The following is a 26011-nucleotide window of genomic DNA, read 5'->3' on the forward strand; positions in this document are numbered from 1 at the left end:
ATGAGCTTGCTGACGAAAGACGAATACGACTCCATCGCTGCGCATCTGGATTTGCCGACGGGCGCGTTCATTGATGGCGGCTATCGCCCGGCAATCTCGGGACAGGTGTTCGAGACCGTGAACCCCGCCACTGGCGCGGTGCTGACCAGTATTGCAGCCTGCGGTGTCGAGGATGTGGATTTTGCCGTTGAAAAGGCGCGTGAAGCGTTTGATGATGGGCGTTGGTCAAAGATGCACCCATCGGATCGCAAGGACGTTCTGATCCGCCTGTGCAAGCTGATCACCCGCAACGCGCGGGAACTGGCGGTGATGGAGAGCATCGATAGCGGCAAGACCATCTATGACTGCGAAACCGTGGATGTGCCCGAGACGATCCACTGTCTTAAGTGGCATGCCGAGGCGATCGACAAGATTTATGATCAGGTTTCACCGGCCAGTGATGACCACATCGCCATGGTCGTGCGTGAACCCATCGGTGTGGTCGGGTTGGTGCTGCCATGGAACTTCCCCTTGTTGATGCTGGCGTGGAAGATCGGGCCAGCATTGGCGGCGGGCTGTTCGGTGGTGGTGAAGCCCGCGACCGAGACCTCTCTGACCGCGCTAAAGGTGGCGGAGCTGGCTGCAGAGGCGGGGTTGCCGCGCGGTGTGCTGAATGTGGTGCCCGGCGGTGGCGCCGAGGTAGGCGAACCCATCGGGCGGCATATGGATATCGATATGGTATCCTTCACCGGCTCGACCGTGACGGGCAAGAAGTTCCTGAACTATTCCGCTGAAAGCAATGCCAAGGAGGTGGTGCTTGAGATGGGCGGCAAGAACCCGGCCATCGTGATGGACGATGCGGAAAATCTGGATCGCGTGGCGGCGCATGTCGTCAATGGCGCGTTCTGGAATATGGGCGAGAATTGCTCGGCCTCTTCGCGGTTGATCGTGCATAAGGACGTGAAGGCAGAACTGCTGGAACGGATCGCGCATCATGCCAAGCACTGGAATGTCGGCGACCCGCTGGACCCTGAAACTCGGTTGGGCGCGCTTGTCAGTGAAGGGCATTATTCCAAGGTGTGCGGCTATCTGGATCAGGCCGAAACCGTGCTGATTGGTGGCAAGGCGGAGAATGGGTTCGTCGAGGCCACGGTGGTCGAAGTGCCCGGAAACGATGCCACGCTGGCGCGCGAGGAAATCTTTGGCCCGGTCTTGTCGGTGATCGAAGTCTCTGGCTTTGACGAGGCGATTAGCATTGCTAATGACACTGAGTATGGCCTGTGTGCGTCGATCTTCACGGCCAACGCCAAACGCGCCATCCGGGGCGCACGGGCGATCCGGGCAGGAACCGTCACGGTCAACAGCTTTGGCGAAGGTGACATCACCACACCATTTGGCGGTTACAAGCAATCGGGGTTTGGTGGTCGGGACAATTCGGTCCATGCGCATGATCAATACACTCAGTTGAAGACTATCTGGATCGATCTTGCAGACGATGAAGATGAGGCGGTGGATTGACGAGTTTCGCGGCCAAACGGTTGCCCCGGCAGACCGGCGCGGCGGGATGGAATGCGATCCTGCCGCCGCAACAATCGCTGCCCCGGCTTGAGCAAGACCAGACCGCAGATGTAACCATCATCGGCGGTGGTTTTGCCGGGCTGACGGCGGCCCGGCGACTGCATCAGCTTGATCCGGGTCTGAAGGTTTTCGTGCTGGAGGCCGGGAGCTTTGCCGAAGGTTCGGCCGGGCGAAACTCGGGTTTCATGATCGATCTGCCGCATGATCTGGCTTCGGACAACTATACAAGCGATGGGTTGGAGGCGGACCGAGCCACGATCGCGCTGAACCGTCAGGCCATATCCTTTGCAACGGAGGTGGCAGAAGAGTGTGATCTGTCGCTTGAGTCGTTCGACCCGTGCGGCAAGATCAATGCCGCAGCGACACCAGATGGAGATCTGCACAACGCAGATTATGCAGCTCATCTGGCGCATCTGGGTGAGCCTTGCGAGCTGTATGATGCGCATCAGATGCAGGCGCTGACGGGCAGTCCGCATTACACTTCGGGTCTGTTTGCGCCGGGAACCGTGATGATTCAGCCCGCTGCTTACATCCGTGCCCTGTCCGCGTACCTTGCAGGACAGATTGGGGTGTTTGAGAATTCACCCGTGACTGGGTTCAGTAAGAAGGGCAGTGGCTGGGAAGTCGAAACCGAAAAGGCGCATGTGTCGACCGGCCGCATTATTCTGGCCAATAATGGACACATCGAGAGCTTTGGTTTCTACCAGCGGCGTCTGATGCATATCTGCCTCTATGCTTCGATGACCGAACCGTTGAGCGAGGCGCAGATTGCCAAATTGGGCGGGCAGCCGCGCTGGTCGGTGACGCCTGCGGATCCGATGGGCACTTCGGTGCGGCGGCTTTCGGGCAGCTATGGGGATCGTATTCTGATCCGGACCTGTTCCAGCTTTCATCCTGAAATTCACAGTAATGAGAGCCATTTGAAGCGGGCAGGAAAAGTGCATGACCGTAAGTTTCAGGAGCGGTTTCCGAATTTGTCCGATGTGGGGATGGAACATCGCTGGGCCGGGATGTTGTGCCTTAGCCGCAATGGTTCAGCCGCATTTGGTGAGGTTGATCAAGGGGTCTATGCCGCCTGCTGCCAGAACGGATTGGGCATCGCCCGCGGCACGTTGCAAGGAATGGGCGTAGCAGAGCTTGCGCTGGGGAAAGACTCCCAGATTTCAGACCATTTTCTAGCGCAGCCGATGCCGCCGCGCTTGCCACCCGAGCCCTTCGCATCAGCGGGTGCCAATGCGTATCTGCGCTGGAAAGAGTGGCGATCCGGGGCGGAATAACCCGCCTGCTGGTCAGGGCAGGCTGAGCTTTGCCATTCGCCCGCCATCGACGGTGTAAATCTGGCCGGTGACAAACCCGGCCTCATCAGCAGCCAGAAACGCGACCAGTGCGGCGACTTCTTTGGGGTCACCAGTGCGGCCTACGGGATGAATACGGGCGATATCCCGGCGGAACGCGGCGGGGTCGTCCATGCTGTCGATGAAATCGAGGTTGAGATCGGTGTCTATCCAGCCCGGTGCCACCGCATTACAGCGGATGCCCTCTGCGCCATGGTCGACGGCAACCGCGCGGGTCAGCCCGTGCAGCCCGGCTTTTGAGGCGCAATAGGCAGCATGACCGGGATTGCTGCCCAACCCTTCGACCGAGCCGATGTTGACGATGCTTCCCTTAGTTTTGCGCAGATGCGGCAGAGCGGCCTGGATCAGCAAGAAAGGGGCGGTCAGGTTGACCATGATGTTGCGTTGCCAATCAGCCAGAGACAGGTCGTCGACCGATGCTTCCTGCATCATGCCCGCGTTGTTGACCAGCACATCCAGCCGACCCGCTTGAGCAATGACCTGCTCGATGATCTGTGCGGGGCTATCGGGGTCTGAATAATCCGCATGGAAGGAGGGGAAGTCGTTGTCTTGCCCACGTTGAGCGGTGTAGACATCGGCCCCTTCGTCGCGCAGACGCTGGGCGATGGCGCGCCCGATGCCGCTGCGTCCGCCAGTAACCAGCGCAGTTTTTCCGACAAATCTGTTCATTGCACCGGCTTGCCTCCGTTCACTTCAACCAACGCACCGCACATGTACCGCGCGGCGTCCGAGGCCAGAAACAGGATCACGTCCGCGATATCCTCGGGTTCGGCAATTCGGCCCAACGGCACTGATTTTCCAAGCTCGGCAACGGCACTATCGGGATCAAACCCCCGTTTTGCAAAGCCGGAGCGCAGCATCGGTGTGTTCACTTCATTCGGGCAAACGGCGTTTATGCGGATGCCCTGATGCGCGTGATCCAGCCCCATGCATTGTGTGAGACTGGCGATGGCCGCTTTGGTCATGCAGTAGACCGCATGATCCGGGCCGGGTCGGAGGCCCCAACAGGACGCAGTGTTTACGATTGTTCCGCCACCTGCCGCGGCCATGATTGGAATGGCGGCCCGGCAGATGCGGAACGGCGCCTCGACATTCACACCCAACGACAGGGCCCAATCCTCATCCGAAGTCTCGGTCACAGCTCCGCGCGTAATGACGCCCGCATTGTTGACCACGATATCAAGACTGCCCAGAGCATCTGCGGCCTTCGCGGGCAGTGCGTCGGCATAGCTCGTGTCAAGAAGATCGCCGGGCAGATGCGCTTCTGCTTCGATCCCCTCCAGCGAGCGGTCTGCCACCGCCACTTGCGCACCTGCTGCGCGCAGGCGCTGCACGAGAGAGGTTCCGATACCCCCGGCGGCACCGGTCACCAGGGCTGTTTTTCCATTGAAATCCATGTTTGCCCCCAATCAGAACGATGCGACTGGCGCGCCAAATCGGCTTTCGTCAGGTGATACGCCAAGCCCCGGTGCGGTCGGAACGCGAATATGGCCGCCCTCAATCCGGATGCCGTTTTCGGGATCATAGTTGCCTTCGATATAGGGTGCAGCGAGCCATACACCTTCGAGCAATTCGGTCTTCACCGTAGCACCGATATGGGTGCAGGCCGCCGCGATAATGTCGCCGCCCCAGCTATCGTCACAGGTATGGGGCAGGTTGCGGGCCTCGCATAGTTCGCGAAAGGCACGCATATGGTGCAGGCCGCCTATACGGGTGACCTTCATGCCGAACCCATCGACCAGCCCGGTGCCCGCCGCCGTAATGACGGTGTTCAGGCTGGTGCTGTTTTCATCCATGTAGATCGCGTGAGTTACCTGTGGCCGGATTTTCTGCAGATCTTCGATTGTGTTGCAGGGCTGCTCCATGATGAAGGGAATGTCGGGACATTCGCGGCTGACACGCAGCGCATCTCGGGTGGTCCAGCCACGGTTGCCATCCACGGCAAGGCGCATGCCAGAGCCACCGATCACCTCCCAAACTTTGCGGATGGTTTCGATATCCAGCTCTACCGGGCGACCGCCGACCTTGATCTGGAGGCGAGGATAGCCTTCGGACTGCTTATCCGCAGACAACCGGGCGATGTCATCCGGTGCGCCGACGCCTGTTGCGTAATACGAGGGCACTTTGTCGGTTACAGCACCTCCCAGCAGGGTCGATACACTTACACCATAGTGTTTGCCCAACAGATCGTGCGCCGCGATATCAATTGCCGCTTTGGCGTAGTTATGACCGTTCAAAAGGCCGTCCATTTGGCGATGCAAGCCAAGCGGCGAGACCTCAGCGCCCAGCAGATCTGGTGCCATCTGCGCTAGCGCGGCCCGTGCGCCTGCCGAATGTGCTTCGGCATAGGTGGGACCGACCGGACAAGTCTCGCCCCATCCGACTAGACCGTTATCAGCAACCAGTTTGACCAGAGTTGTATCCAGAGCCCAGACTTGGGCGCGGGCCATGGTGTATGGGCCATTTTTCACCGGTAGAGCATGGCAGTAGATGTGGATTTCAGAAATTCTCACGTTTTGTGTTTCCCGATGTCTCTGAATGGAAAAGACCCGCCCAATAGTTCGGGCGGGTGAGTTTCAGGGGAGTGTATCTCAGTATGTTTGATTTAACTCATCGGCTGCTGGAATTTCTCGTTCACGCCTTGCGATGTAGTCCAGCAGCTCTTCGTTCTTTGCGATGTCGAGCGTCGGTTCTTGGTACTCAGCCAAAAGCTTGCGGGCGTGTTTGAGGGCGCGTTCGGTGATTTCGACACAGCCCTCGGCCTGCCATTGCTCGATCGAGTTATTGTCGAACATGTCGGGCATGAAGAACGCGCTTTGGAAATTGTCCTGCGTGTGGGGATGCCCCAGATAATGTCCACCGGGGCCGATATCGCCAACGGCAGAAACCGCCTGATCAAAATCGTGCCACTTTGGACCCTCGGCCATGCGATAGGCCATGGCGCATTGTTCTGCGTCGACGATGAACTTCGCGGTCGAGCAGTGCATCCCGGCTTCGTTCCAGCCTGCCGAATGCCAGATATAGTTCGCCCCTGCATGGATCACCGCTTGAAGAGTGGTCGCGGATTCATACCCCGCCTGCGCGTCAAAGGTTTTTGCCCCACCCAGCGTGTTCGAAGTGCGCCATGGTACGTCATAGTACCGGGCCATCTGTCCGATCATGAAGTTCATCAGGCTGATCTCGGGCGTACCAGCCATCGGTGCACCAGATTTCATCGAGACAGTCGACAGGTAATGCCCGTAAATCGCAGGCGCGCCTTTGCGGATCACCTGCGTATAGGCCAACGCGCTGAGTGCCTCGGCGTTCAGCTGCGCCACGGTGGCGGGTACACTGGCAGGCGTGTTGGCCCCGCCTAGTACGAAGGGCGAGCACAGCACAGGCTGCTTACGGCGACAGAAGGCCCGCATCGCGCCCAACATGGTTTCATCCCAGACCAGCGGCGAGTTGCCGTTGCAGTTGCCGGTGGTGACAGGGTGATCCTCAAGGAAATCCTCGCCAAACAGGATGGCGCACATCTCCATGACATCTTCGGCATTCTTGGGACTGGTGGTCATGCCCATGAAGGTCTTGTCCGAGTGTTTCATCGACGAATAGGTGATCCGCAGATGTCGCTGGCTGATCGGGTGGTCATAGGGTTCGACTATATGATGGGCCGACGAATGAAGCGCGGGTAACATGTGGCTGAGCTTGTGGAACATCGCCAGATCGTCCAGCGTCGGGTTGCGGCGCACATCGTCCAGATCGCGCAGGAACGGCGCGCCGGTCATCGGTACAAAAATCGAGTGTTTGCCGCCCAGCCGCACGTTCTTTTTTGGATTGCGCGCGTGGTAGGTGAAATCTGACGGAATGGTCGCGATCAGCTCACGTACCAGACCGCGGTCCAGATAGACGAGCTCGCCTTCGACCTTGGCACCAGCATTCTTCCAGTCTTCCAGCGCGATGGGGTCGCGGAACTGGACACCCACGTTTTCCAGAATATCCATCGAGGCCGCATCGATGCGATCAACCTGTGCGCCGTCCATCACTTCGCATAACGGAATGCCGCGGGTCAGCCCCGGCAGCATCTCGAAGTTTGGAGCGGTGCGCATGGCGCGACGGGCAGAGCGCCCTCCGGTACGTGTGGCAGTGGCAGTTCTGGTCATATGGTGCCTCCTTCCGGTTCAGAGTGGAACGGAAAGGGTGGGGCTCACATGCAGGAATGCGAAAGTCTGTTGCGAAATACGACGCCGGGAGTCGTCAATAATGCGGCAGTCCGAGGAAGGTTATTGATGCAGAGTATTGTTGTCGCACGTTTGACAGTCTCATGACCAATTTAAGCATTGGCATTTTCCGACGCATAGGCTGCATTATCCAAATTCGTTTCACAGGTTGGCGTTCATCGATTTCAGATGATTTCTTTTTTGAGGGCTTGCATACTTAAATAGGGTTGTTGGCCGAGTGGATTATGCATGTTGCGCAGGTTTCTAAAGATATTGATAATTTCATTTGCCGCAGTGTTGATGGCTTTGGTTGTGTTTGTCCTGGTCGTCGTCGAGGACGCTCCACTAGTTGAAACTGGAGCACCACCTTCTCCTAAAGATGTGACAGAAGCGCGTGAATTCGTACGAGGCCTGAGGTCCGCTATTCAGCCAAAGTTATCAGAAACGGCTTCATTCACTACGAACGAGGATCAACTCAATAGTGTCTTAAAGCTAGGAGGGCGCTTCGTTCCCGGATTTCGCGGCGAACTCAGTGTTGATGGTAAGAGCGTTTATGGAATTGCCTCAGTCCCGGTTCCGTACACTAACAAATGGATGAACCTGCGCGCATCTGTACCTGAATTTGAAGGCGCCTTTGTGCTTTCTAGCGTTCAACTAGGGCCCGTCACAGTTCCTCCAAGTCTCGCAATTAGCGTTGCGCGAATAGGCGGTAATGTAATTGTGGGAGAGCAGTTCGGTAATATCGTTCTGAACGTCGCGGATAGCATGCATATTCATGATGGCAACGTGGCCTTCCGTCTGACGATGAACGAAATGGGTAGTAACGGACTAATGCGAGGGATTTTTGGGAGCTTGCGTGGTTCCGACATGCCCGACTCGGGAGACATTGACCGCTATTATTTGAAGTTTCGTTCAGCAATGGATCTCGGCGAACTGCCGACAAGCGGAAGTTACCTGCCCTACTTGCTGTTTATGCTAGAGGCCGCTCACGAAGGAAGCCAATCCGAGGGTGTAGCGAACGCCTACACGTCCGCGATTATTGCCCTTACACTGATTTGTGGCGCGAAAGATTTTACCTTGATTGTTGGTGGTATGGTTGGAAGTGAATTTGCTGAGGACAATAACTGGAAAGCTGATTGTGGTGAATTGACTCTGAATGGACGCATTGACAGTCGCCGACACTTCACAACTGCCGCCGCGTTGCAAGCTGCAAGCAACCGTGGCTTTGCCGTATCAGTAGGAGAATTCAAGGAGCTCTACGACACCGTTAAGTCCGGAGGTTTCGACTTCACTGACTTGGCGGCGAATAATTCTGGAATTCGGATGTCGAACAAATTTATGTCTACACCAGCCCCTGATTGGGCTGAACTCATACATGGGATCCGGTCGGAAAATGATGTCATCATAGGATTCGAAGATATCCCCCAGATCATGTCCGAAGAAGATTTCAAGAATAACTACAAAGATGTAGAGAGCATCGAGTATCTTAAAATGCTGAATCTGATCGAGGCTCGGATCGATGAACTTGCATTGCATAGACGCGCTAATCGCATCGATTAAACGTCGATCACCTTTGGTGGACTTAGACGCAAGGAAATGCCCAGTCCGAACTCAAAGCGCACCTCTGCCAGTTGGGCGCTAATAAATTTCAGATCGAATTGTTCGATCCGAAATAACAGCTGCAAATCGATGGAAGCCCAAAAGTGGCCGTTCACCTAGATCAACCCAGTTTCACCACCGTTCCACTTTTTTCTGCACTTTGTATGATCGGCGTTGGCAGCACCGACGTGGTGACCATCAGGCCCGCATCTGCCACCTTGCGGGCAACCGGTACAATCTGGCTCTAGGTGAACAACCCTGATTGCAAAGATAGCATCTTGTTCGATCATGGTACGATATTCTCAGCCCATTAAGGTGCGTAGATGTCGTCAAAGATTCAGCGTTATCACTCTTGTTTCTTTTGATTAAACTCCAGCGCCATCTCATCGAGAATGCCAAAAGCCGCCGGATAAAAACTCTCGAATAATTCGATCACCGCAGCTTCCTCCGCCGGATGATGTTTTCCGTCAGAGTCTGTTAGACGGCCCATACGAAATACAATTTCGGTGCCTTCTTCAGCCGGGACCAATTCATAAGTCTCAATATTCGTAAGACCTTCGATGGAGGAGTTGTGCAGAATGTCGGTTACATATTCGAATGGCTGCCAGTCGACTATCAGCATCTGAAAATGTGCGGCTTCATGAATGCAGTGCAAACGAACGCCGACCGAGGTACGCGATGCATCTCCTTCGCGGTAGGCGTCCTTCAACATCATCCAGCGCATCTTGAGCCGGGGATCTGTAAGCATTTCCCAAGCCACTCCCGGGGGTGCGTTCAGCATGTGCCGAGTTGTGAATACGGCATCTTCGTCTGTAACGCGGACAGGTCCGGCGACTTCTCGGTATCGTTGCCAGGCTGCAGCAAGGTCATACACCCGCATCGGCACGTCGCCAAAGTGCTCGAACTGAGCGCTGTATTGCATGAGATCAGACTCGATGCCCATTGCCTGGAACGCGTCTTCCGAGAACAGCGCGTAGCTGAGGATACCAGTATCCTCTTTCACATCGGTTTTCGCCATCCGATGCACGAGTATGACGTCAGCACCGGAAATATCTTTCATCGGGCCAATCGAAAGCTCTTCAAATTTCCCGTGATGTGCAAGGATCTTCAGATCGAGATCAGCAACGTTGCGACATGCATTGCAGGGACAAGTTGTGTTCTGCACAATGTTCCGGCGGCGTTCGGCAAACGCCCGATAAAGGCTTTCACATATGTTGAGGAAAGTTTCACCTGAAGGGAACGGTCCACTCGAATACGCGAGAACGGCGTCACCCTCGAGGCCTCGCAACTTCATCGGGTCTTTCAGTTCCATCACAATTGCCTCAAGCAAAGAATGGATGATTGGGTTGGCATGCTCCAACTCAGACCGGGTCAAGTATCCTGTGTAACCGGTGATATCGGCGATTAGCAGGTAACCTGTCTGAACAGACATAATCACAATATCCCTAATTTCGAACGTCAAAACTCATGGTAGACTTTGAAACTATTTCGGGCAACGCAGTTCAAAAACAAGAGCTGAACGACCAGAAATGGCACAGGCTGATACCAGTTTCTGACAATTGATCTTCTCTTTCGGACCCATAGCGATCTTCGTCGCGTGAATGCAAAAAAAATTGCAGATCGAGTTACTCGATCTGCGACAATTTCTCCAAAGGACAAATGCTTGATAGAAGTTCTTTGACTGGATTAACCAAGTTTCACCAGCGCGTGGCGCTTCTTACCTGCGCTCAATTTGATGGGCGATGACAGTGCGCCTGCGTCGATCATCAGGCTTGTGTCGGTCAGCGGGGCATCATCCAGCTTGGCGCCGTTTTCGGCGATCAGGCGCTTGGCCTCTTTACCGGATTTGGCGAGGCCAGATTTAACGATCAACTGAACGATTGACATGCCGTCACCCAGTTCCGAAGCGCTGAGGGTTAGGGTCGGGAGGTCTCCGCCAACGCCGCCTTTTTCGAACACTTCGCGCGCGGTTGCCTCTGCGGTTGCTGCGGCTTCGGCACCGTGCAGCAGGGTGGTGACTTCGTTTGCAAGGCGCACCTTGGCCTCATTGACCTCGGACCCTTGCAGCGCGCCCATGCGATCACATTCGTCGACCGGAAGCTCGGTAAAAATTTTCAGGAACCGGCCTACATCAGCGTCGGTGGTGTTGCGCCAGAACTGCCAGAATTCGTAGGGCGACAGCATATCGCCGTTCAGCCACACGGCACCGCCCTGCGACTTGCCCATTTTACGGCCATCGCTTGTGGTCAGCAGGGGCGTGGTCAGGCCGTAGATTTCGTGATCCAATACGCGGCGCGTCAGGTCGATGCCGTTCACGATGTTGCCCCACTGGTCCGAGCCGCCCATCTGCAGAACGCAACTATACCGGCGGTTCAGTTCGAGGAAATCATAGGCCTGCAGGATCATGTAGTTGAATTCGAGGAACGACAGCGATTGCTCGCGATCCAGCCGCGATTTCACGGACTCAAAGCTCAGCATCCGATTGACCGAGAAATGCCGTCCGATATCGCGCAGGAAATCGAGGTAGTTCAGGCTGTCCAGCCACTCGGCATTGTTCAGCATCATCGCGCCGGTCTCGCTGTCATCATAGGACAGGTATTTCGAGAACACCTGTTTCATGCCCGCGATGTTGGCGTCGATCTGTTCGGGGCCCAGCAATGGGCGTTCGTCCGAGCGGAATGACGGATCACCCACTTTCGTAGTGCCACCACCCATTAGTGTGATCGGTTTGTGACCGGTCTTTTGCAGCCAGCGCAACACCATGATGTTCATCAAGTGACCCACATGCAGAGACTGCGCCGTGGCGTCATAGCCGATATATGCCGTCTGCACCCCAGAGATCAGCGCGTCGTCAAGGCCCTGATAATCGGTGCAGTCGGCGAGAAAGCCGCGCTCGATCATCGTGGCGATGAAATCCGATTTGGGGTGGTAGGTCATATCGTGCCCTTTGGGTTAGGATTGCGGAGCACTGTATAGGCGGCGTCAGAGGCAAGGAAAAGGCACCATTTCCAAGAAAAGTGCCGCTCGCGTGTGATGTGTCTTGCCTTGGCTTCGCATTACCGTGCAGGTTGTGCCCAGAACCCTGCGAAACGGGTGTATGAACGGAACAATGAGGTCGATGTGGGCAGGGTCATCAGCAAATCGGGAGCGATCAGATCATTAGGCGCCATGTCAGGAACCTCTCTGGACGGTGTCGACGCGGCAGTGATCGAAACCGATGGGCAGGAAATTCTTGATTTTGGACCAATTGCCTACCGGGCGTATTCAGAGGAAGAGCGTGAGACCTTGCGCTCAGCGCTCGGGCAGTGGCATGGTTCCAAAGTCGATACTGCAGCTGAATTGGTAACTCGCGCGCATGCTGAGGTTCTGTCTGAATTCGAAGAAGTTGACCTGATCGGCTTCCACGGCCAAACGCTGGCGCATGAACCACGTGGGCGTGGGACTTTGCAGGTGGGTGACGGTTTGGGCCTGTCGCAGGCCCTTGGATTACCAGTGGTTTGGGACTTTCGCAGCGACGATGTGGCGCTGGGCGGCGAAGGGGCACCGTTGGCACCGTTCTTTCACTTTGCCTGCGCCAAGTGGATTGGGGCGCAAGAGCCGATGTGTTTCCTCAACCTGGGAGGTGTGGGAAACCTGACTTATGTCGATCCGTCATTTGATGGACCCGAAGCACCTGGGGCGTTGCTGGCTTTCGATACCGGGCCGGCCAATGCGCCGGTAGATGACCTGATGCAGGCGCGATTGGGCCTGCCGATGGACCAGGATGGCGAGCTGGCGCGTGGTGGGACGGTCGAAACCGGTGCGCTGGAGCTGTTTTTGGCCGAACCTTTCTTTAATCGTATGCCCCCCAAGTCGCTGGATCGGAATGATTTCTCGGAAATGATCGATCTAGTGAAGGAACTGAACGATGCAGACGCGGTCGCCACGCTGACGGGCATGAGTGCAGCAGGTGTTGTGCAGGGAATGGAGCATTGCCCCAAGCCACCTTCGCGCATACTGGTGACGGGGGGTGGCCGCAAGAACCCGGTGTTGATGGAAATGCTGCGCGTATCGCTGGATTGCCCAGTAGGGCCGGTTGAGGCGGTTGGTCTGGACGGCGATATGCTTGAAGCCCAAGCATTTGCCTATCTTGCGGTTCGGGTAGCGCGGGGCTTACCGACATCTGGTCCGGGTACAACCGGGGTCAGTGCATTGGTTGGAGGCGGCGTAGTGTCGTCGCCAGCGCGGGGTAAGGTGGTTGGCGGGTAGGGGGCTCTGCCCTTGGTCGCTGCGCGTCCTCCCCCGGGGTATTTTGGGCCAGATGAAGAAGCGGATACCTTTGGCGCGAAATCCTGTGGGGCCAGTGATTATTATTTTGCGGGAATATCGAAGTCGGGTCCTGCAAGCTCGAAACCTTCAAACTCAAAGCCTGGGGATACTGTGCAGCTGACCAATGTGTAAGCTCCGGTGCTGCGCGCTGCTTGCCAATGCCCCTTGGGAACAATCAGCTGGGGTGCGCCGTTGGCCAAGTCCGGAGTGAGCGTGTAAGCGATTGCCGGACCCGCATCGGTTGCGCTGATCGACAAGGTCAACGGTGCGCCTGAATGGTAGAGCCAGATCTCGGTCGCGTCGACTTTGTGCCAATGGCTGCTTTGACCTTCGGTCAGCAGGAAGTAGATGCAAGTACCGGTGGCGCGGCCGGGATTGTCGGCCCGCCAGGTTTCTTTGAACCAACCTCCTTCGGGGTGCGGTTGCAGATCCAGGTGATTGATGATGTCTTGTGGGTTCATGGCGGCCTCGGGTTCGATTGCGCTGATTATGCACGGCGTCGTATGATCCGCTATGGCAATTGTGTAACCAGCGCATATGTTTGCCGCATGACCATGATGATCCCTTTTGACAATAGTTACGCCCGCCTGCCGGAGGGGTTCTTTGCGCGGCAGGCTCCTGTACCGGTCCGCGCGCCGCGTTTGATTGCGTTTAATACCGATCTGGCACAGCTATTGCGGATAACGCTCGATGAGGCTGAAGAGATGGCACAGGCGTTTGCAGGGAATATCGTTCCGGAAGGTGCCGAGCCCTTGGCGCAGCTGTATTCCGGGCATCAGTTTGGTACCTATAACCCCCAGCTTGGAGATGGACGTGCAGTTCTGTTAGGCGAGACCATCGGCGCAGACGGGGTCAGGCGGGATATTCAGCTGAAAGGCTCGGGCCAGACGCCGTTTTCGCGCCGGGGCGACGGGCGCGCCTGGCTAGGGCCGGTGTTGCGCGAATATGTCGTGTCTGAGGCGATGCATGCGCTGGGCATTCCGACGACACGCGCCCTGGCGGCGGTCGAGACCGGTGAGATCGTATTACGGGAAGGTCCGATGCCCGGTGCGATCCTGACGCGCGTGGCGCAGAGCCATTTACGCGTGGGTACCTTTCAGGTTTTTGCCGCCCGAGGACAGTTGGACAATCTGCGAAAGCTGACAGACTATGCTATTCAGCGTCACTATCCGGACGCACAGGGTCCGATGGGATTGCTGCGTGCTGTACGCGACGCGCAGGCGCGACTGATTGCCCACTGGATGAGCGTCGGATTTATTCACGGGGTGATGAATACGGACAACAGCTCGATCGCGGGTGAAACCATAGATTATGGACCTTGCGCCTTTATGGATTCCTATCATCCGAATACGGTGTTCAGCTCGATTGATCGGATGGGGCGTTATGCCTATTCCAACCAGCCTGAGATTGCGGTCTGGAATCTGGCGCAATTGGCGACTGCCTTGATCCAGCAGTTCGAAGACAAAGACGCGGCGGTTGAAGAAGCGACCGAAATTGTCCATGCCATGCCTGCCCTGATGCAAGAGCATTGGTTGAAGCGGTTCCGGGCCAAGATCGGATTGGTTCGAGCTGAGGAGGGAGACCTTGAACTGATCTCGGACCTGCTGGTGCGGATGGCGCAGAATCAGGCTGACTTTACCAACACGTTTCGTGCGCTGGGCGGTGATCATGCGCGGGACCAGTTCACTGATCCTGGCGCGTATGACGAATGGGCTGAAGGATGGCGCGCGCGCTTGCAGCGCGAAGATACTCCTGACGTCGTAATGAGTGCTGCAAACCCGGCTTTCATTCCGCGCAACCACCGGATTGAGCAGATGATACAGTCGGCCGTTCAGGGAGATTACGCGCCATTCCATCGTTTGAACGACGTTTTGTCACGACCCTACGAGGATCAGTCCGATGCGGTTGATCTGACACGCCCTCCATCCGAGAGCGAAGTGGTTCATGCCACGTTCTGTGGTACCTGACTGCGGCCCAAAAGCTCGAACTGCAGGCAGGTTTCGGACTGTTCAATGGGCAGCGCTGGAGAAATCCAGCCGCTGTCTGCCAACATGACGGATTCGCGCTTGAGCTGGATTTCACGACCAGCCTCAGATTTCAGATAGGTACCAGATGTGCTTCGGTCTGACAGGATCAGCTTGCCATCCTTGATACTGAGAACAGCATGCAGACGCGACACCCATGGTTGGGACAGCACGACGTCGCAATCTTGTGACCGGCCAATTGCCAGCTCGCCGTTCTCGTGGCAGCGCCATGAGCGCTCCCCATGGCTAAGCAAAAGGGTCAAACGTTCCGCTGGCTTCCAGTGATCTTCGGTGCGGCCATGGGACAGTGGCAATCTGGTTTGCGTGAACGGGTCCATGTCCGGGTTCATCAGCGAATAGACCATGAACCGCTCTGTCAGACCCTTGAGGTTGAGTTGCCCAAGCGGTTTGAGAATCTGGCGCAAGTTTTCCTGTAGCATCGTCGCGACGCCATTGCTGACACAGGCCTCTCCTGGGTTGGCGGCCGTGGCAAGACGGGCGGTCACATTCACCGCTTCGCCATAAACACCTTTTTCGGCGATGACGATCGGCCCGCAATGTACACCAACATGCACCGACAGTGAGGTTTCTGGGGACTGTTCGATCAGGCCCATCGCTGCATTCAACGCTGCGTTCGGATCCAGGAAAAAGCTTAGAACATCATCCCCTTTCTGGCCAACCTGTGTGCCACCATGGGTTGCAAGTACGCGACGTAGCCGATCAAGTTCCAATTGGATAAGACGCTGCGCTTCGCCTTCGCCCACTGCTTTGTACAATGGGGTGCTCCCTGAAATGTCTGCGATTACCAGGGTGGCGAATGTTGTATTCACGGTTGATCCTTAGTTTGGCTTTACGGGCACTTTACCCATAGAGATGCACGTGTACACGATATTTGCGTTTTGGTGGAGCGCATTGTGGTAAAAGCAATTTTAAGTTGATTGGTGGTGATTGAACCAAAGCGATCTATCTGGTTCCTGCGGGAATTTCATGTTGCACTAGGCGCTGAGCGTGGCACTCTTGGTGCTTGAGTAAACATCGGAATCCCATGGTCCTTCAGTCAACACTGCGTCTAGCCAGTTACAACATTCAGAAATGTGTGGGACTCGACTTCCGGCGGCAACCGCAGCGGATATTGCAGGTTATTGAGAGTATGCAGGCGGATATTGTTGTGCTGCAGGAGGCCGACAAACGTTTGCCACCGCGCCCTGCCGCGTTGCCGCATTTCATGTTGGACGAAGCCGGCTGGCAGATTGTCGATCTGGGTGGTGCGGGCAGTCTGGGTTGGCACGGCAACGCCGTCATCTGGCGTGGAGACACAATTGTGGTACGCCGGACCGGGCATCACGAGTTGCCGGGGCTGGAGCCGCGTGGCGCTGTGCGGGTCGAATTTGATACACAGATCGGGCCTTTGCGCGTGATGGGGATGCATCTGGGGTTATTGCCCGCGTCGCGACGCCAGCAAATCAACCATATCAAGCGCTGCGACTCCGATCTTGAGGATATGCCCACCGTCTGGGCTGGCGATTTCAACGAATGGTCGCGACAACCGGTTCTGGATCATCTGGCTCCGGACATGAGGTTTTTGCCGCCCGTGCCCAGCTTTCCGGCTGCACAGCCATTGGGCGCGCTGGACAGGATCGCAGTGGGACAGGGGCTTGAGGCAGCATTGCATGGGGTGCACGATGCGCGACCGGCGCACATCGCGTCTGACCATTTGCCGGTTTGGGCCGATTTGCGACGCGCTGCCTGATGCGTAAATCCTGTGTGGCGCAAGGCACTCAGACATACTATGACAGAGTTTCGAACAGTTCCGGGGGTCACCATGTCCGATACGATTATCGCCCGTTGCGAAGCCAAGGGCCTGCGCATGACCGGTCAACGCCGGACCATCGCCCAGGTCTTGCAGCAGAGCGAGGATCACCCGGATGTTGAAGAGCTGTATGCCCGTGCCTCGGCAGAGGATTCGGGGATTTCGATCGCAACGGTCTATCGCACCGTTAAGCTGTTCGAAGAGGCCGGGATATTGGAGCGGTTGGAGTTCGGTGATGGCCGCGCGCGATACGAGGACGCAGAGCGTGATCACCACGATCACCTGATCGACATGCAGTCAGGCGAGGTGATCGAATTCGTAGACCCCGAGATTGAAGCACTGCAAGAAAAGATTGCGGCCAAGCTTGGTTATAAGCTGAAAGGCCATCGCCTGGAATTGTACGGCGTACCGCTGGAAAAAGACTGACTCATCACGAAAATCGATTGGTCGGCGCACGGGAAATCATCGAACATGTCGCAATACTGCTTGCGACGTCGTGAAGGTTACGATTTTTGTGCTGGAAGGACTCGCCTGTTAGCGGTCAATTCCAACGGAAACGCGCATGAACAACGTAAACGGCATTTTGCTGATCATCGGCTCGATGGCAGCCTTCGCGCTTGAGGACATGTTCATCAAGTACCTTTCGGTCAGTGTCTCGACCGGGCAGATCATGATCGTGTTGGGTCTGTTCTGCGGAACCGTCTTTGCAATCATGTCGTTGGTGACACGTAAACGCATTTTCGATCCTGTCGCGTGGGAACCGCTGCCACTGCTTCGGGCAGGGACTGAGGCTTTTGGAGCGCTCAGCTTCGTGACCGCTTTGTCATTGGTCGATCTGTCGACCGTAGCTGCGGTTTTTCAAGCGATGCCGCTATTCGTTACGATGGGGGCTGCGCTGTTTCTGGGCGAGCAGGTCGGCTGGCGTCGTTGGAGCGCCATCGGCATTGGCTTTGTCGGCGTCTTGATGATCATTCGCCCCGGGCTCGAAGGTTTCCAGCCAGAATCTCTGTTTGTTTTGGTTTCGGTTGTTGCGATCGCAGCGCGTGATCTGATCACACGCAGGCTGGATGTTCGTGTAGCCTCGTCGGTCGTCGCATTGCAGGCCTATATCGGAGTAGCGCTGGCTGGTGCGGCCCTGATGGTGTTCACAGTACAGCCCATCGTGCCGCTGCAGCCTGCGCAGATCGGGCCTTATCTGGGTGCCATCGGCTTCGGCGTTTTGGGCTATTATGGCATCGTAACCGCGATGCGGATCGGCGAGGCTTCGGCGCTGACGCCGTTTCGGTATACCCGGTTGGTGTTCTCGATCATGGCCGGCATGCTGATGTTCGGCGAACGCCCTGACAGCATGACGCTGGCCGGTGCCGGTCTGATTATCGGATCAGGTTTGTACACCTTCATTCGAGAACGCCAGCTGGCGCAGGCGCTGGCAGCGGCCTAAGCACCCGCTACCTGTTGGCGCAAACAGCAAACTGTTAGCCCTAAAGGCTGAAAAATATACGTGTTAGCGATAACGGAAACGGTTTACTTTTTGCCGCGTGCTGCTATGAGGCATGCAACTGTTGGCATCATCGGGACCCATATCATGAGCACGATCATCGACATCCACGCGCGCGAAATTCTGGACAGCCGGGGTAACCCGACGGTCGAGGTGGACGTGATTCTGGAAGACGGCACTATGGGCCGCGCTGCCGTGCCCTCGGGCGCGTCAACCGGTGCCTATGAGGCAGTGGAAAAACGTGATGGCGACAAGGCCCGCTATATGGGCAAGGGCGTGCTGGAAGCGGTCGCTGCCGTTAACGGTGAGATAGCCGAAGAACTGGTGGGCTTTGATGCGACTGAGCAGGTGGCCATCGACCAGGCGATGATTGAACTCGACGGGACCGAGAACAAGGGCCGTCTGGGCGCGAACGCCATTCTGGGTGTCTCGCTGGCGACGGCCAAGGCGGCGGCGGATTTCACCACACAGCCTCTGTATCGCTACGTCGGCGGTACTTCAGCGCGCGTTCTTCCGGTGCCGATGATGAACATCATCAATGGTGGAGAACACGCCGATAACCCGATCGACATTCAGGAATTCATGATCATGCCGACCTCGGCCGCGAATATCCGTGAGGCCGTGCGCATGGGGTCTGAGGTATTTCACACGTTGAAGAAAGAACTCTCGGCGGCTGGTCTGGCCACTGGTGTGGGCGATGAGGGCGGCTTTGCTCCGAACATCGCGTCGACTCGTGAGGCACTGGATTTCATTCTGAAATCCATCGAAAAAGCGGGCTACAAGCCGGGTGAGGAAATCCATCTGGCGCTGGATTGCGCCGCGACCGAGTATTTCAAGGACGGTAAGTACGTGCTGGCGGGCGAGGGCATATCGCTGACATCCGATGAAAACGCCGCCTATCTGGCCGCACTGGTCAACGATTACCCGATCATCTCGATCGAAGACGGTATGTCCGAAGATGACTGGGATGGCTGGAAGGCCCTGACCGACGCTATCGGGGACAAGGTGCAGCTGGTCGGCGACGATCTGTTCGTGACCAATCCGGCGCGTCTGGCCGAAGGAATCGAGCGTGGCTGTGCGAACTCGATGCTGGTCAAGGTGAACCAGATCGGTTCGCTGACCGAGACCCTTCGTGCCGTCGATATGGCCCACCGCGCGCGATACACCAACGTAATGTCGCACCGCTCGGGCGAGACCGAAGACGCCACGATTGCCGATCTGGCGGTCGCGACAAACTGTGGCCAGATCAAAACCGGCTCTCTGGCGCGCTCGGACCGGTTGGCGAAATATAATCAGTTGATCCGTATTGAGGAATCGCTGGGCGAGGTCGCGGAATATGCAGGTTCGTCTATCCTGAAACGCTGATCTGCGTCTCTGCATTTGGACTTGAATGGGCCTCGGCGTTATCGCCGGGGCTATTTTTTTCTTTGTCTTGTCGTCGTTCCGTCTAATCTGTGTCAGATAGGCCATCACGCGGTGGTCGATGGGAGAGGACGTCATATGAGCCATCTAAAACTCATCGTGGGTGCAGTTTCGCTGTTGATCTTGCCTCAGTTGGTGTTTGCTGATCGACCGCCAGAGGCAGTGTGTCAGAAGATGGTGGAAGGTGATCCCAGCGGGCAGATCACGATGGAGGAATGTCTGTGTACTTATAACGTCGCCGATACGGTGCTGGACGATGACATCAAAGCCCTTTTGTTCGACTCCTGGTACACCGGCGAGAACATAACCGAGCAGCTCAACGCGTTGCCGCAGCCCAAGCGGGTGCCAAGGCAACTAAAAACCATGGAACAGACGTTCAACAAGAATTGCCTCTAAGCTAGAATATTCCGACATAAAAATCATTATGTGTGAACTTGTTCCTATTGCGGCGGAACAAGCCCCGATATTCTGCCTGTATTGCAGAAAGGGGGACGATATGTCTGCTTCAAAAATCTTTCTTGTAATTTCAATGCTTTCCGTCGGGCTTCTAGCCGCTTGCTCGGAGCCGGGGACCTATCCGATCACGGGGATGGAGGTCTCGCAGGATGATCCGGTGCAGGACATGGTGAACCCCGCCGTGATCTTCCGGGGTGAATCGCGCTAGAGCAATTTGCTCATCAGCATGTAGCGATCGCGCGGTTTGAAACCTGACCGGAGATAAAGTTTCTGCGCAGTCTCATTGGTGCGGTCGACTTCAAGATGCAGGGCAGTCAGGCCAGCTTCGGCCAGCGCTTTGGGGAGATCGTGTAGCACTTCGGTTGCGATACCGCGGCCTCGGACAGCAGGGCGGATGTAAATCTCATCCACAAATGCGTCCATGCCACCAAATTCGACCGACCAGCCGAAGGTGAGGATGACATAGCCCAGCGGCGCACGGCCCGGCCCGATCAGGTAGATGCACCCATGCGGTATGCCGTCCAGCAAAGGGGCCAGCGCGTTGCGGCGTTTCTCGTCATCCTGCGCGATGCCGGATTCCGAATGAAATGCTGCGACCAGTGCCATCAGGCGATCCAGATCGTCGGGACGGGCAAGGCGGAGTGCGGCAGTCATAGGCGGGCAAGCCTTTCTGTAAGCAGGTCGAAGAAGCCCTGAGCGTCCACGTCGCCTATGAACATGGCATTTGGTGCGCGGTCGGTGACTCGCCACCAGTCGGCCACGGTCATGCCCAAAGTCAGTTCTGATTGGGTTTCGATCTCAACATTGATGTGGCGGCCCGAGAACAGATTGGGCCGGATCAGATAGGCGGTCACGCAGGGGTCGTGCAGAGGCGCGCCTTCCGAGCCGTATTTTTCTTTGTCGAAGCGTTCGAAGAAATCGGTCATTTCTGCCACCGCATGACCGACCTTGCTGTCCAATGCTCGGAAGGCGTCATTGCGATGAGGCGTGACCAGCGCGTCATGGGTCACGTCCAGCGGCATGACTACGATGTGTATTCCGGATTTAAACACGATTTCAGCGGCTTCCGGATCGACATAGATGTTGAACTCGGCCGCCGGAGTGATATTTCCAACCTCGAAATAGGCGCCACCCATTAAGACGATCTCTTGCACCCGGTCGATGATATCGGGCGCCTTCAGAAAGGCCGAGGCGATGTTGGTCAGCGGCCCCAGCGGGCAGAGCGTGACCGTCCCGGGCTCATGCGCGCGCAGGGTTTCGATGATGAAATCGACCGCGTGTCCTTCGGCCAGAGGCATTTCAGGATCGGGGAGAACAGGACCGTCGAGCCCGGTTTTGCCATGAACATGTTCGGCGGTGACGAGCGGGCGTTTCAGCGGTCGGTCGCATCCGGCATAGACGGGGATATCGGTATGGCCCGCCAATTCACACACGATGCGTGCATTCTTGGCGGTTAGTTCCAGCGGAACGTTTCCGGCGACGGCGGTGATACCCAGAACCTCGATTTCTTCAGGGCTGGCAAGGGCCAGAAGTATTGCAACGGCGTCGTCCTGACCGGGATCGGTATCGATGATGATTTTACGAGGCATGGGGATCTCCGAGGGCCGTGAAGGTGGGACACTCGCAAGTGTCGCGGGACTTGTCTAGCCGAATTACGCCCCTGTCGGGGCATCCACCGGCGGGAGTTTGCCATTGGCGCGATGTTCTTCGATTTTCACCTCATCCCAGAGTGCGTCCATCTCGGCCAGATCACTTTGCGAGGGCGTTCTTCCGCGTTCGGCCAGCCGGGCTTCGACCTTCTCGAAGCGGCGGGTGAACTTGGCGTTTGTGCGGCGCAGGGCGGTCTCGGGTTCGATATCTAAGTGGCGGCCGAGGTTGACGATCACGAACAGCAGATCACCGAATTCATCTTCCAGCGCATCGGCATCCATGCTGTCGCGCGCCTCTTCCAACTCGGCGGCCTCTTCAGTGATCTTTGCCAGCACATGGCTGGCGTCGGGCCAGTCAAAGCCCACACGCGCGGCACGTTTTTGCAGTTTATGCGCACGTAGCAAAGCAGGCAGGTTGGCGGCGACGCCGTCCAGTGCGCCTTTCTGTTCTTTGCCCGCGCGTTCGGCGGCTTTGATGGTCTCCCAATCCTTCGTCTGTTGGTCGGCGGACTTGTCACGGGATTCGTCACCGAACACATGCGGGTGGCGGTCAACCATCTTGTCCGACATGGTGCGCACTACGTCCTGAAAGGTGAAATGCCCAGCCTCTTCAGCCATTTGCGCGTGGAAGACGGATTGGAACAGCAGGTCACCCAGCTCCCCTTTCAACTCGTCATAGGCCTTGCGTTCGATGGCATCTGCGACCTCATAGGCTTCTTCGATCGTATAGGGGGCAATTGTCGAAAAATCCTGTTCGATATCCCACGGGCAGCCAGTTTCAGGGTCGCGCAGACGGCGCATGATTTCCAGCAAACGCTCGATACCCGCGTCCGTGTCGTGGATCAGAGGATTTTCGGCCATTGCGAACCCTTTCGTTCCGGTGTCAGATGCATCCATCCCGCAGTCAGGATCAGGAGTCCACCCCAGATGCCCGTCGTCAACCGAATTGCCGATTACGCCGCCGATATGGCCAAGTGGCGCCAGCACCTTCACACCATCCCCGAACTGGAATTCGAATGCTATGAGACCGCTGCATTCGTGGCAGAGCGTCTGCGCGAGTTCGGCGTGGATGAGCTGCACGAAGGGATCGCCAAAACGGGCATGGTCGCGATCATCAATGGGCAGGGTGAGGGTCCGACCATTGGTCTGCGTGCCGATATGGATGCGCTGCCGATTACCGAGGAGACGGGCGTAGACTACGTCTCGAAGAACCCCGGCATGATGCATGCGTGTGGTCATGACGGGCATACCACCATGCTGTTAGGCGCAGCGCGCTATCTGGCTGAGACGCGGAATTTCGCGGGTCGCGTTGCGCTGATCTTTCAGCCCGCCGAGGAAGAAGGTGGTGGCGCAGGCGTCATGGTTGAAGAAGGCATCATGGATCGGTTCGATATCTCTCAGGTCTATGGCATCCATAACACTCCGGGTCGGCCTGAAGGTCTGTTCGAGACCACGCCGGGGCCGCTGATGGCAGCTGTGGATACGTTCGAGATCCATATTCAAGGTGTTGGCGGTCACGGGGCCATGCCACATGAAACGAAAGACCCGGTGATGGCGGCCTGCGGGATGGCGCAGGCGATCCAGACAATTGTCAGTCGCAATCACTATGCGCTTGACGATCTGGTGGTATCAGTGACGCAGATTCACACCGGAACGGTGAACAATGTCATTCCCGACACCGCTTATTTGAACGGCACTGTCCGCACCTTTGATCCTGTAGTGCAGAAAATGGTCAAAGAACGGATGGCGCAGATTGTGGCAGGGCAGGCGGCCTCGTACGGTGTTGAAGCCAAGCTAGAGTATCAAGAGGGTTATCCCGCCACCATTAACGATGCCGACAAGGCAGCGTTTGCAGCTGAAGTAGCGCGGGATGTTTCCGGTGCGGAACGTGTGAAGGATAATGCTGGACGCGAGATGGGGGCAGAGGATTTTTCCTATATGCTGCATGCCCGACCCGGTGCTTATCTGTTCATGGGACAAGGAGAGGGCGCAGGACTGCACCATCCGAAATACAACTTCAATGACGACGTCGCGCCGATTGGAGCGTCCTTCTTTGCGCGGATCGTCGAAAAGGCACAGCCGTTGGGCTGACAGGGAAAAGACATGGCACTGGAAGATGCAAAGAACCAGGTGGATGAGGCGTTCACCAACCCCGATCTCAAGGGGCTGTCCTATGAGAACACCTTTGGCGGCGCGACCTCATTTCTGCGGCGGCTCTATACCAAAGACCTGACGGGCGTTGATATCGCTGTTACCGGCGTGCCCTTCGATCAGGCGGTGACCAATCGGCCCGGAACACGCCTCGGGCCCCGCGCGATCCGCGAGGCCAGTGCGTTGCAATCGCCTGATGCGCCTTATGGCTGGCCTTTTGATGCTCTGAGTGAGCTGGCCATCGTGGATTATGGCGACATGGCCTATGACTATGCCAATATCCCGGCTTTTCCCGACACGCTGACCGACCACATCCGTACCATTCTGAAGGCCGATGTCGCTTCGGTCACGCTAGGTGGGGATCATTATATCAGCTTCCCGATCCTCAAAGCTTATGCCGAGAAATATGGGCCGATGTCGCTGCTGCAATTCGATGCGCATACGGACACCTGGGCCGATGATGACATGTCCCGCGTGGACCACGGGACTATGTTCTACAAGGCGGTGAAATCGGGGATCGTGGACCCGAAACGTTCGGTTCAGGTGGGGATACGCACCACAAATGAGGACACGCTAGGCGTCAACATCATCGATGCGCGCGAGGTTTACGAATCCGGACCCGCCGCCGTGGCGCAGAAGATCAAAGGAATATTGGGCGATAGACCCGTTTATCTGAGTTTCGACATCGACGGTCTTGATCCGGCCTTTGCCCCTGGAACAGGCACGCCGGTTTGGGGTGGTCTGAGTTCGATTCAGGCTCAGATCATCCTGCGGGACATTGCTGGGATCAACATCAAGGGTGGTGACGTGGTCGAGGTCTCTCCGCCCTACGATACCTCTGGTGCTACCGCGATCGCTGGGGCGCATGTGGCGACTCAGATCATTTGCCTTTTGGGATGGAACAAGCTGGTGAAACCTTAACCTTTGGTTAGGCATAATCCCGGTATCTGCTTGGTGAGGCACCGGATCGGAGACATCACATGACCCAATACAACCAACCCATTGGTGGCAATGATCTGGCACGCTTTTCGGGGCCGAATACGTTCATGCGTCTGCCGCAGGCATCTTCGCTGGACGGGCTGGATGTGGCGGTCCTGGGCGTTCCGATGGATATCGGCACCTCTTGGCGGTCGGGCACACGATTTGGACCCAAACAGATCCGCAGCGAAAGTGCGATGATACGGCCCTATAACATGGCCAACGGGGCGGCCCCGTTTGAGCATTTGCAGATCGCAGATATCGGGGATCTGGCGATCAACACCTTCTCTCTGGCGGACAGTCTGAAGATCATCAAGGACAGCTATGACGGTATTCTGGCGCAGGGTGTCATCCCGGTGGCAATGGGAGGTGATCATTCGATAACCTTGCCGATCCTGCGGGCCATGGCGGCCAAGCACGGGCCGGTGGCCTTGGTGCATGTGGACGCGCATGCCGATGTCAATGACGAGATGTTCGGAGAGAAGGAAACCCACGGCACCGTCTTCCGCCGCGCCTATGAGGAAGGGTTGATCGTCCCTGACAAGACGTTCCAGATCGGTATTCGCGGATCAGGCTACGCCGCCAGCGACTTTACCGAGGCGCAGGGCTGGGGGTTCCGTCAGTATCCCGCGTGGGAGCTATGGCAACAGAATCTGACCGAAATCGGCTCTTTGATCCGCAAGACGGTCGAAGATCATCCGGTCTATATCACCTACGATATCGACAGCCTTGACCCGGCTTATGCGCCCGGCACGGGCACGCCCGAGATCGCGGGTCTGACCTCTCCGCAGGCGCTACAGCTGATTCATGCACTGGCAGGAATGAACTTGGTGGGCTGCGATCTGGTAGAGGTTTCTCCGCCATATGATCCGTCGGGCAATACGGCGCTGACGGCAGCAAATCTGTTGTTCGAGATGCTGTGCATTCTGCCGGGCGTGACGCCACGATAGGGGTGTTGGTCGCCCTCGGACCGGGTAGGCTTTGCGCAAAGGGATCGAAGGGCAG

25 protein-coding genes are annotated in these 26011 nt (G+C 56.9%); 14 read left to right on the forward strand and 11 right to left on the reverse strand.

Annotated features, from left to right (window positions below; translation table 11 throughout):
* Both ACR3EJ_RS11525 and ACR3EJ_RS11530 read left to right on the forward strand, forming a co-directional pair.
* Entirely contained in the window at positions 1 to 1497 is a 1497-nt protein-coding gene (locus ACR3EJ_RS11525; RefSeq protein ID WP_170540282.1) for an aldehyde dehydrogenase, read from the forward strand.
* Positions 1494 to 2834 carry an NAD(P)/FAD-dependent oxidoreductase gene (locus tag ACR3EJ_RS11530; protein ID WP_170540279.1) on the forward strand — a complete coding sequence of 447 codons (1341 nt, stop codon included), beginning with the start codon at positions 1494 to 1496 and terminating at the stop codon, positions 2832 to 2834. The genes ACR3EJ_RS11525 and ACR3EJ_RS11530 overlap by 4 nt, the downstream gene beginning before the upstream one ends.
* A 12-nt stretch (positions 2835 to 2846) precedes the next feature.
* On the opposite strand, the gene ACR3EJ_RS11535 is transcribed toward ACR3EJ_RS11530, so the two are convergent.
* From ACR3EJ_RS11535 to ACR3EJ_RS11550, 4 genes are all read right to left on the reverse strand, one after another.
* A complete protein-coding gene (locus ACR3EJ_RS11535; RefSeq protein ID WP_170540276.1) occupies positions 2847 to 3581 on the reverse strand; it encodes an SDR family oxidoreductase in 735 nt (244 codons plus the stop codon).
* A complete protein-coding gene (locus tag ACR3EJ_RS11540) occupies positions 3578 to 4309 on the reverse strand; it encodes an SDR family oxidoreductase (RefSeq protein WP_170540273.1) in 732 nt (243 codons plus the stop codon). The genes ACR3EJ_RS11535 and ACR3EJ_RS11540 overlap by 4 nt, the downstream gene beginning before the upstream one ends.
* A 12-nt stretch (positions 4310 to 4321) precedes the next feature.
* On the reverse strand, positions 4322 to 5425 hold the full coding sequence (locus ACR3EJ_RS11545) for a mandelate racemase/muconate lactonizing enzyme family protein (RefSeq protein WP_170540269.1): 1104 nt from the start codon (positions 5423 to 5425) through the stop codon (positions 4322 to 4324).
* Between the two features lie 78 nt (positions 5426 to 5503).
* The gene (locus ACR3EJ_RS11550) at positions 5504 to 7054 is read right to left on the reverse strand and encodes a trimethylamine methyltransferase family protein (RefSeq protein WP_170540266.1); all 1551 of its coding nucleotides are present in this window, start codon (positions 7052 to 7054) and stop codon (positions 5504 to 5506) included.
* A 306-nt stretch (positions 7055 to 7360) separates the two neighbouring features.
* Between ACR3EJ_RS11550 and ACR3EJ_RS11555 the strand changes: the two genes are divergently transcribed.
* On the forward strand, positions 7361 to 8671 hold the full coding sequence (locus ACR3EJ_RS11555; RefSeq protein ID WP_170540263.1) for a YfiM family lipoprotein: 1311 nt from the start codon (positions 7361 to 7363) through the stop codon (positions 8669 to 8671).
* 385 nt (positions 8672 to 9056) lie between these two features.
* Here ACR3EJ_RS11555 and ACR3EJ_RS11560 read toward each other — a convergent pair whose 3' ends face one another.
* Both ACR3EJ_RS11560 and tyrS read right to left on the reverse strand, forming a co-directional pair.
* Entirely contained in the window at positions 9057 to 10142 is a 1086-nt protein-coding gene (locus ACR3EJ_RS11560) for a DUF2652 domain-containing protein (RefSeq protein ID WP_170540260.1), read from the reverse strand.
* A 254-nt stretch (positions 10143 to 10396) separates the two neighbouring features.
* A complete protein-coding gene (gene tyrS, locus ACR3EJ_RS11565) occupies positions 10397 to 11647 on the reverse strand; it encodes a tyrosine--tRNA ligase (RefSeq protein WP_170540257.1) in 1251 nt (416 codons plus the stop codon).
* Between the two features lie 231 nt (positions 11648 to 11878).
* On the opposite strand from tyrS, the gene ACR3EJ_RS11570 reads away from it, so the two are divergent.
* Entirely contained in the window at positions 11879 to 12958 is a 1080-nt protein-coding gene (locus ACR3EJ_RS11570; RefSeq protein ID WP_480422942.1) for an anhydro-N-acetylmuramic acid kinase, read from the forward strand.
* A gap of 101 nt (positions 12959 to 13059) precedes the next feature.
* Here ACR3EJ_RS11570 and ACR3EJ_RS11575 read toward each other — a convergent pair whose 3' ends face one another.
* Positions 13060 to 13479, reverse strand: a complete 420-nt coding sequence (locus ACR3EJ_RS11575) for a cupin domain-containing protein (protein ID WP_170470781.1) — start codon at positions 13477 to 13479, stop codon at positions 13060 to 13062.
* An 87-nt stretch (positions 13480 to 13566) separates the two neighbouring features.
* Here ACR3EJ_RS11575 and ACR3EJ_RS11580 point away from each other — a divergent pair, with 87 nt between their 5' ends.
* The gene (locus ACR3EJ_RS11580) at positions 13567 to 14985 is read left to right on the forward strand and encodes a protein adenylyltransferase SelO (protein ID WP_170540436.1); all 1419 of its coding nucleotides are present in this window, start codon (positions 13567 to 13569) and stop codon (positions 14983 to 14985) included.
* Here the strand turns inward: ACR3EJ_RS11580 and ACR3EJ_RS11585 are convergent.
* Positions 14961 to 15818, reverse strand: coding sequence for an adenylate/guanylate cyclase domain-containing protein (locus ACR3EJ_RS11585; protein ID WP_170470779.1), 858 nt, complete (start codon positions 15816 to 15818; stop codon positions 14961 to 14963). The genes ACR3EJ_RS11580 and ACR3EJ_RS11585 overlap by 25 nt on opposite strands.
* A 269-nt stretch (positions 15819 to 16087) precedes the next feature.
* On the opposite strand from ACR3EJ_RS11585, the gene ACR3EJ_RS11590 reads away from it, so the two are divergent.
* The 6 genes from ACR3EJ_RS11590 (at position 16088) to ACR3EJ_RS11615 (ending at position 20436) form a co-directional block, all read left to right on the forward strand.
* Positions 16088 to 16792 (forward strand): endonuclease/exonuclease/phosphatase family protein, encoded by a 705-nt coding sequence (locus ACR3EJ_RS11590; protein ID WP_170540251.1) that lies wholly within the window; start codon positions 16088 to 16090, stop codon positions 16790 to 16792.
* Positions 16793 to 16864: 72 nt separating this feature from the next.
* Positions 16865 to 17278 (forward strand): Fur family transcriptional regulator, encoded by a 414-nt coding sequence (locus tag ACR3EJ_RS11595; protein WP_010440496.1) that lies wholly within the window; start codon positions 16865 to 16867, stop codon positions 17276 to 17278.
* Positions 17279 to 17414: 136 nt separating this feature from the next.
* Positions 17415 to 18293: a DMT family transporter gene (locus ACR3EJ_RS11600; RefSeq protein ID WP_170470777.1), complete on the forward strand. Its 879-nt coding sequence runs from the start codon at positions 17415 to 17417 to the stop codon at positions 18291 to 18293.
* 144 nt (positions 18294 to 18437) lie between these two features.
* Positions 18438 to 19715, forward strand: coding sequence for a phosphopyruvate hydratase (gene eno, locus ACR3EJ_RS11605; RefSeq protein ID WP_170540248.1), 1278 nt, complete (start codon positions 18438 to 18440; stop codon positions 19713 to 19715).
* A gap of 135 nt (positions 19716 to 19850) precedes the next feature.
* A complete protein-coding gene (locus ACR3EJ_RS11610) occupies positions 19851 to 20168 on the forward strand; it encodes a hypothetical protein (protein ID WP_170540245.1) in 318 nt (105 codons plus the stop codon).
* 100 nt (positions 20169 to 20268) lie between these two features.
* Positions 20269 to 20436 (forward strand): hypothetical protein, encoded by a 168-nt coding sequence (locus ACR3EJ_RS11615; protein WP_010440483.1) that lies wholly within the window; start codon positions 20269 to 20271, stop codon positions 20434 to 20436.
* On the opposite strand, the gene ACR3EJ_RS11620 is transcribed toward ACR3EJ_RS11615, so the two are convergent.
* The 3 genes from ACR3EJ_RS11620 to mazG all read right to left on the reverse strand — a co-directional run bounded on the left by ACR3EJ_RS11620 (position 20433) and on the right by mazG (position 22738).
* A complete protein-coding gene (locus tag ACR3EJ_RS11620) occupies positions 20433 to 20882 on the reverse strand; it encodes a GNAT family N-acetyltransferase (protein WP_170540242.1) in 450 nt (149 codons plus the stop codon). The genes ACR3EJ_RS11615 and ACR3EJ_RS11620 overlap by 4 nt on opposite strands.
* Positions 20879 to 21817: a nucleoside hydrolase gene (locus ACR3EJ_RS11625; RefSeq protein ID WP_170540239.1), complete on the reverse strand. Its 939-nt coding sequence runs from the start codon at positions 21815 to 21817 to the stop codon at positions 20879 to 20881. The genes ACR3EJ_RS11620 and ACR3EJ_RS11625 overlap by 4 nt, the downstream gene beginning before the upstream one ends.
* A gap of 63 nt (positions 21818 to 21880) precedes the next feature.
* Positions 21881 to 22738 carry a nucleoside triphosphate pyrophosphohydrolase gene (gene mazG / locus ACR3EJ_RS11630; RefSeq protein WP_170540236.1) on the reverse strand — a complete coding sequence of 286 codons (858 nt, stop codon included), beginning with the start codon at positions 22736 to 22738 and terminating at the stop codon, positions 21881 to 21883.
* 66 nt (positions 22739 to 22804) lie between these two features.
* Here mazG and ACR3EJ_RS11635 point away from each other — a divergent pair, with 66 nt between their 5' ends.
* Genes ACR3EJ_RS11635 through speB (ACR3EJ_RS11645) form a run of 3 tightly spaced genes read left to right on the forward strand, consistent with a single transcriptional unit; the run spans position 22805 to position 25956 of the window.
* Complete coding sequence (locus tag ACR3EJ_RS11635) at positions 22805 to 23968, forward strand: M20 aminoacylase family protein (RefSeq protein ID WP_170540233.1); 1164 nt, start codon at positions 22805 to 22807, stop codon at positions 23966 to 23968.
* A gap of 12 nt (positions 23969 to 23980) precedes the next feature.
* Positions 23981 to 24949, forward strand: a complete 969-nt coding sequence (gene speB / locus ACR3EJ_RS11640) for an agmatinase (protein WP_170540230.1) — start codon at positions 23981 to 23983, stop codon at positions 24947 to 24949.
* Positions 24950 to 25008: 59 nt separating this feature from the next.
* On the forward strand, positions 25009 to 25956 hold the full coding sequence (gene speB, locus ACR3EJ_RS11645) for an agmatinase (RefSeq protein WP_170540227.1): 948 nt from the start codon (positions 25009 to 25011) through the stop codon (positions 25954 to 25956).
* Positions 25957 to 26011 lie beyond the last annotated feature (55 nt).

This window comes from Ruegeria sp. AB11 (assembly GCF_056536325.1).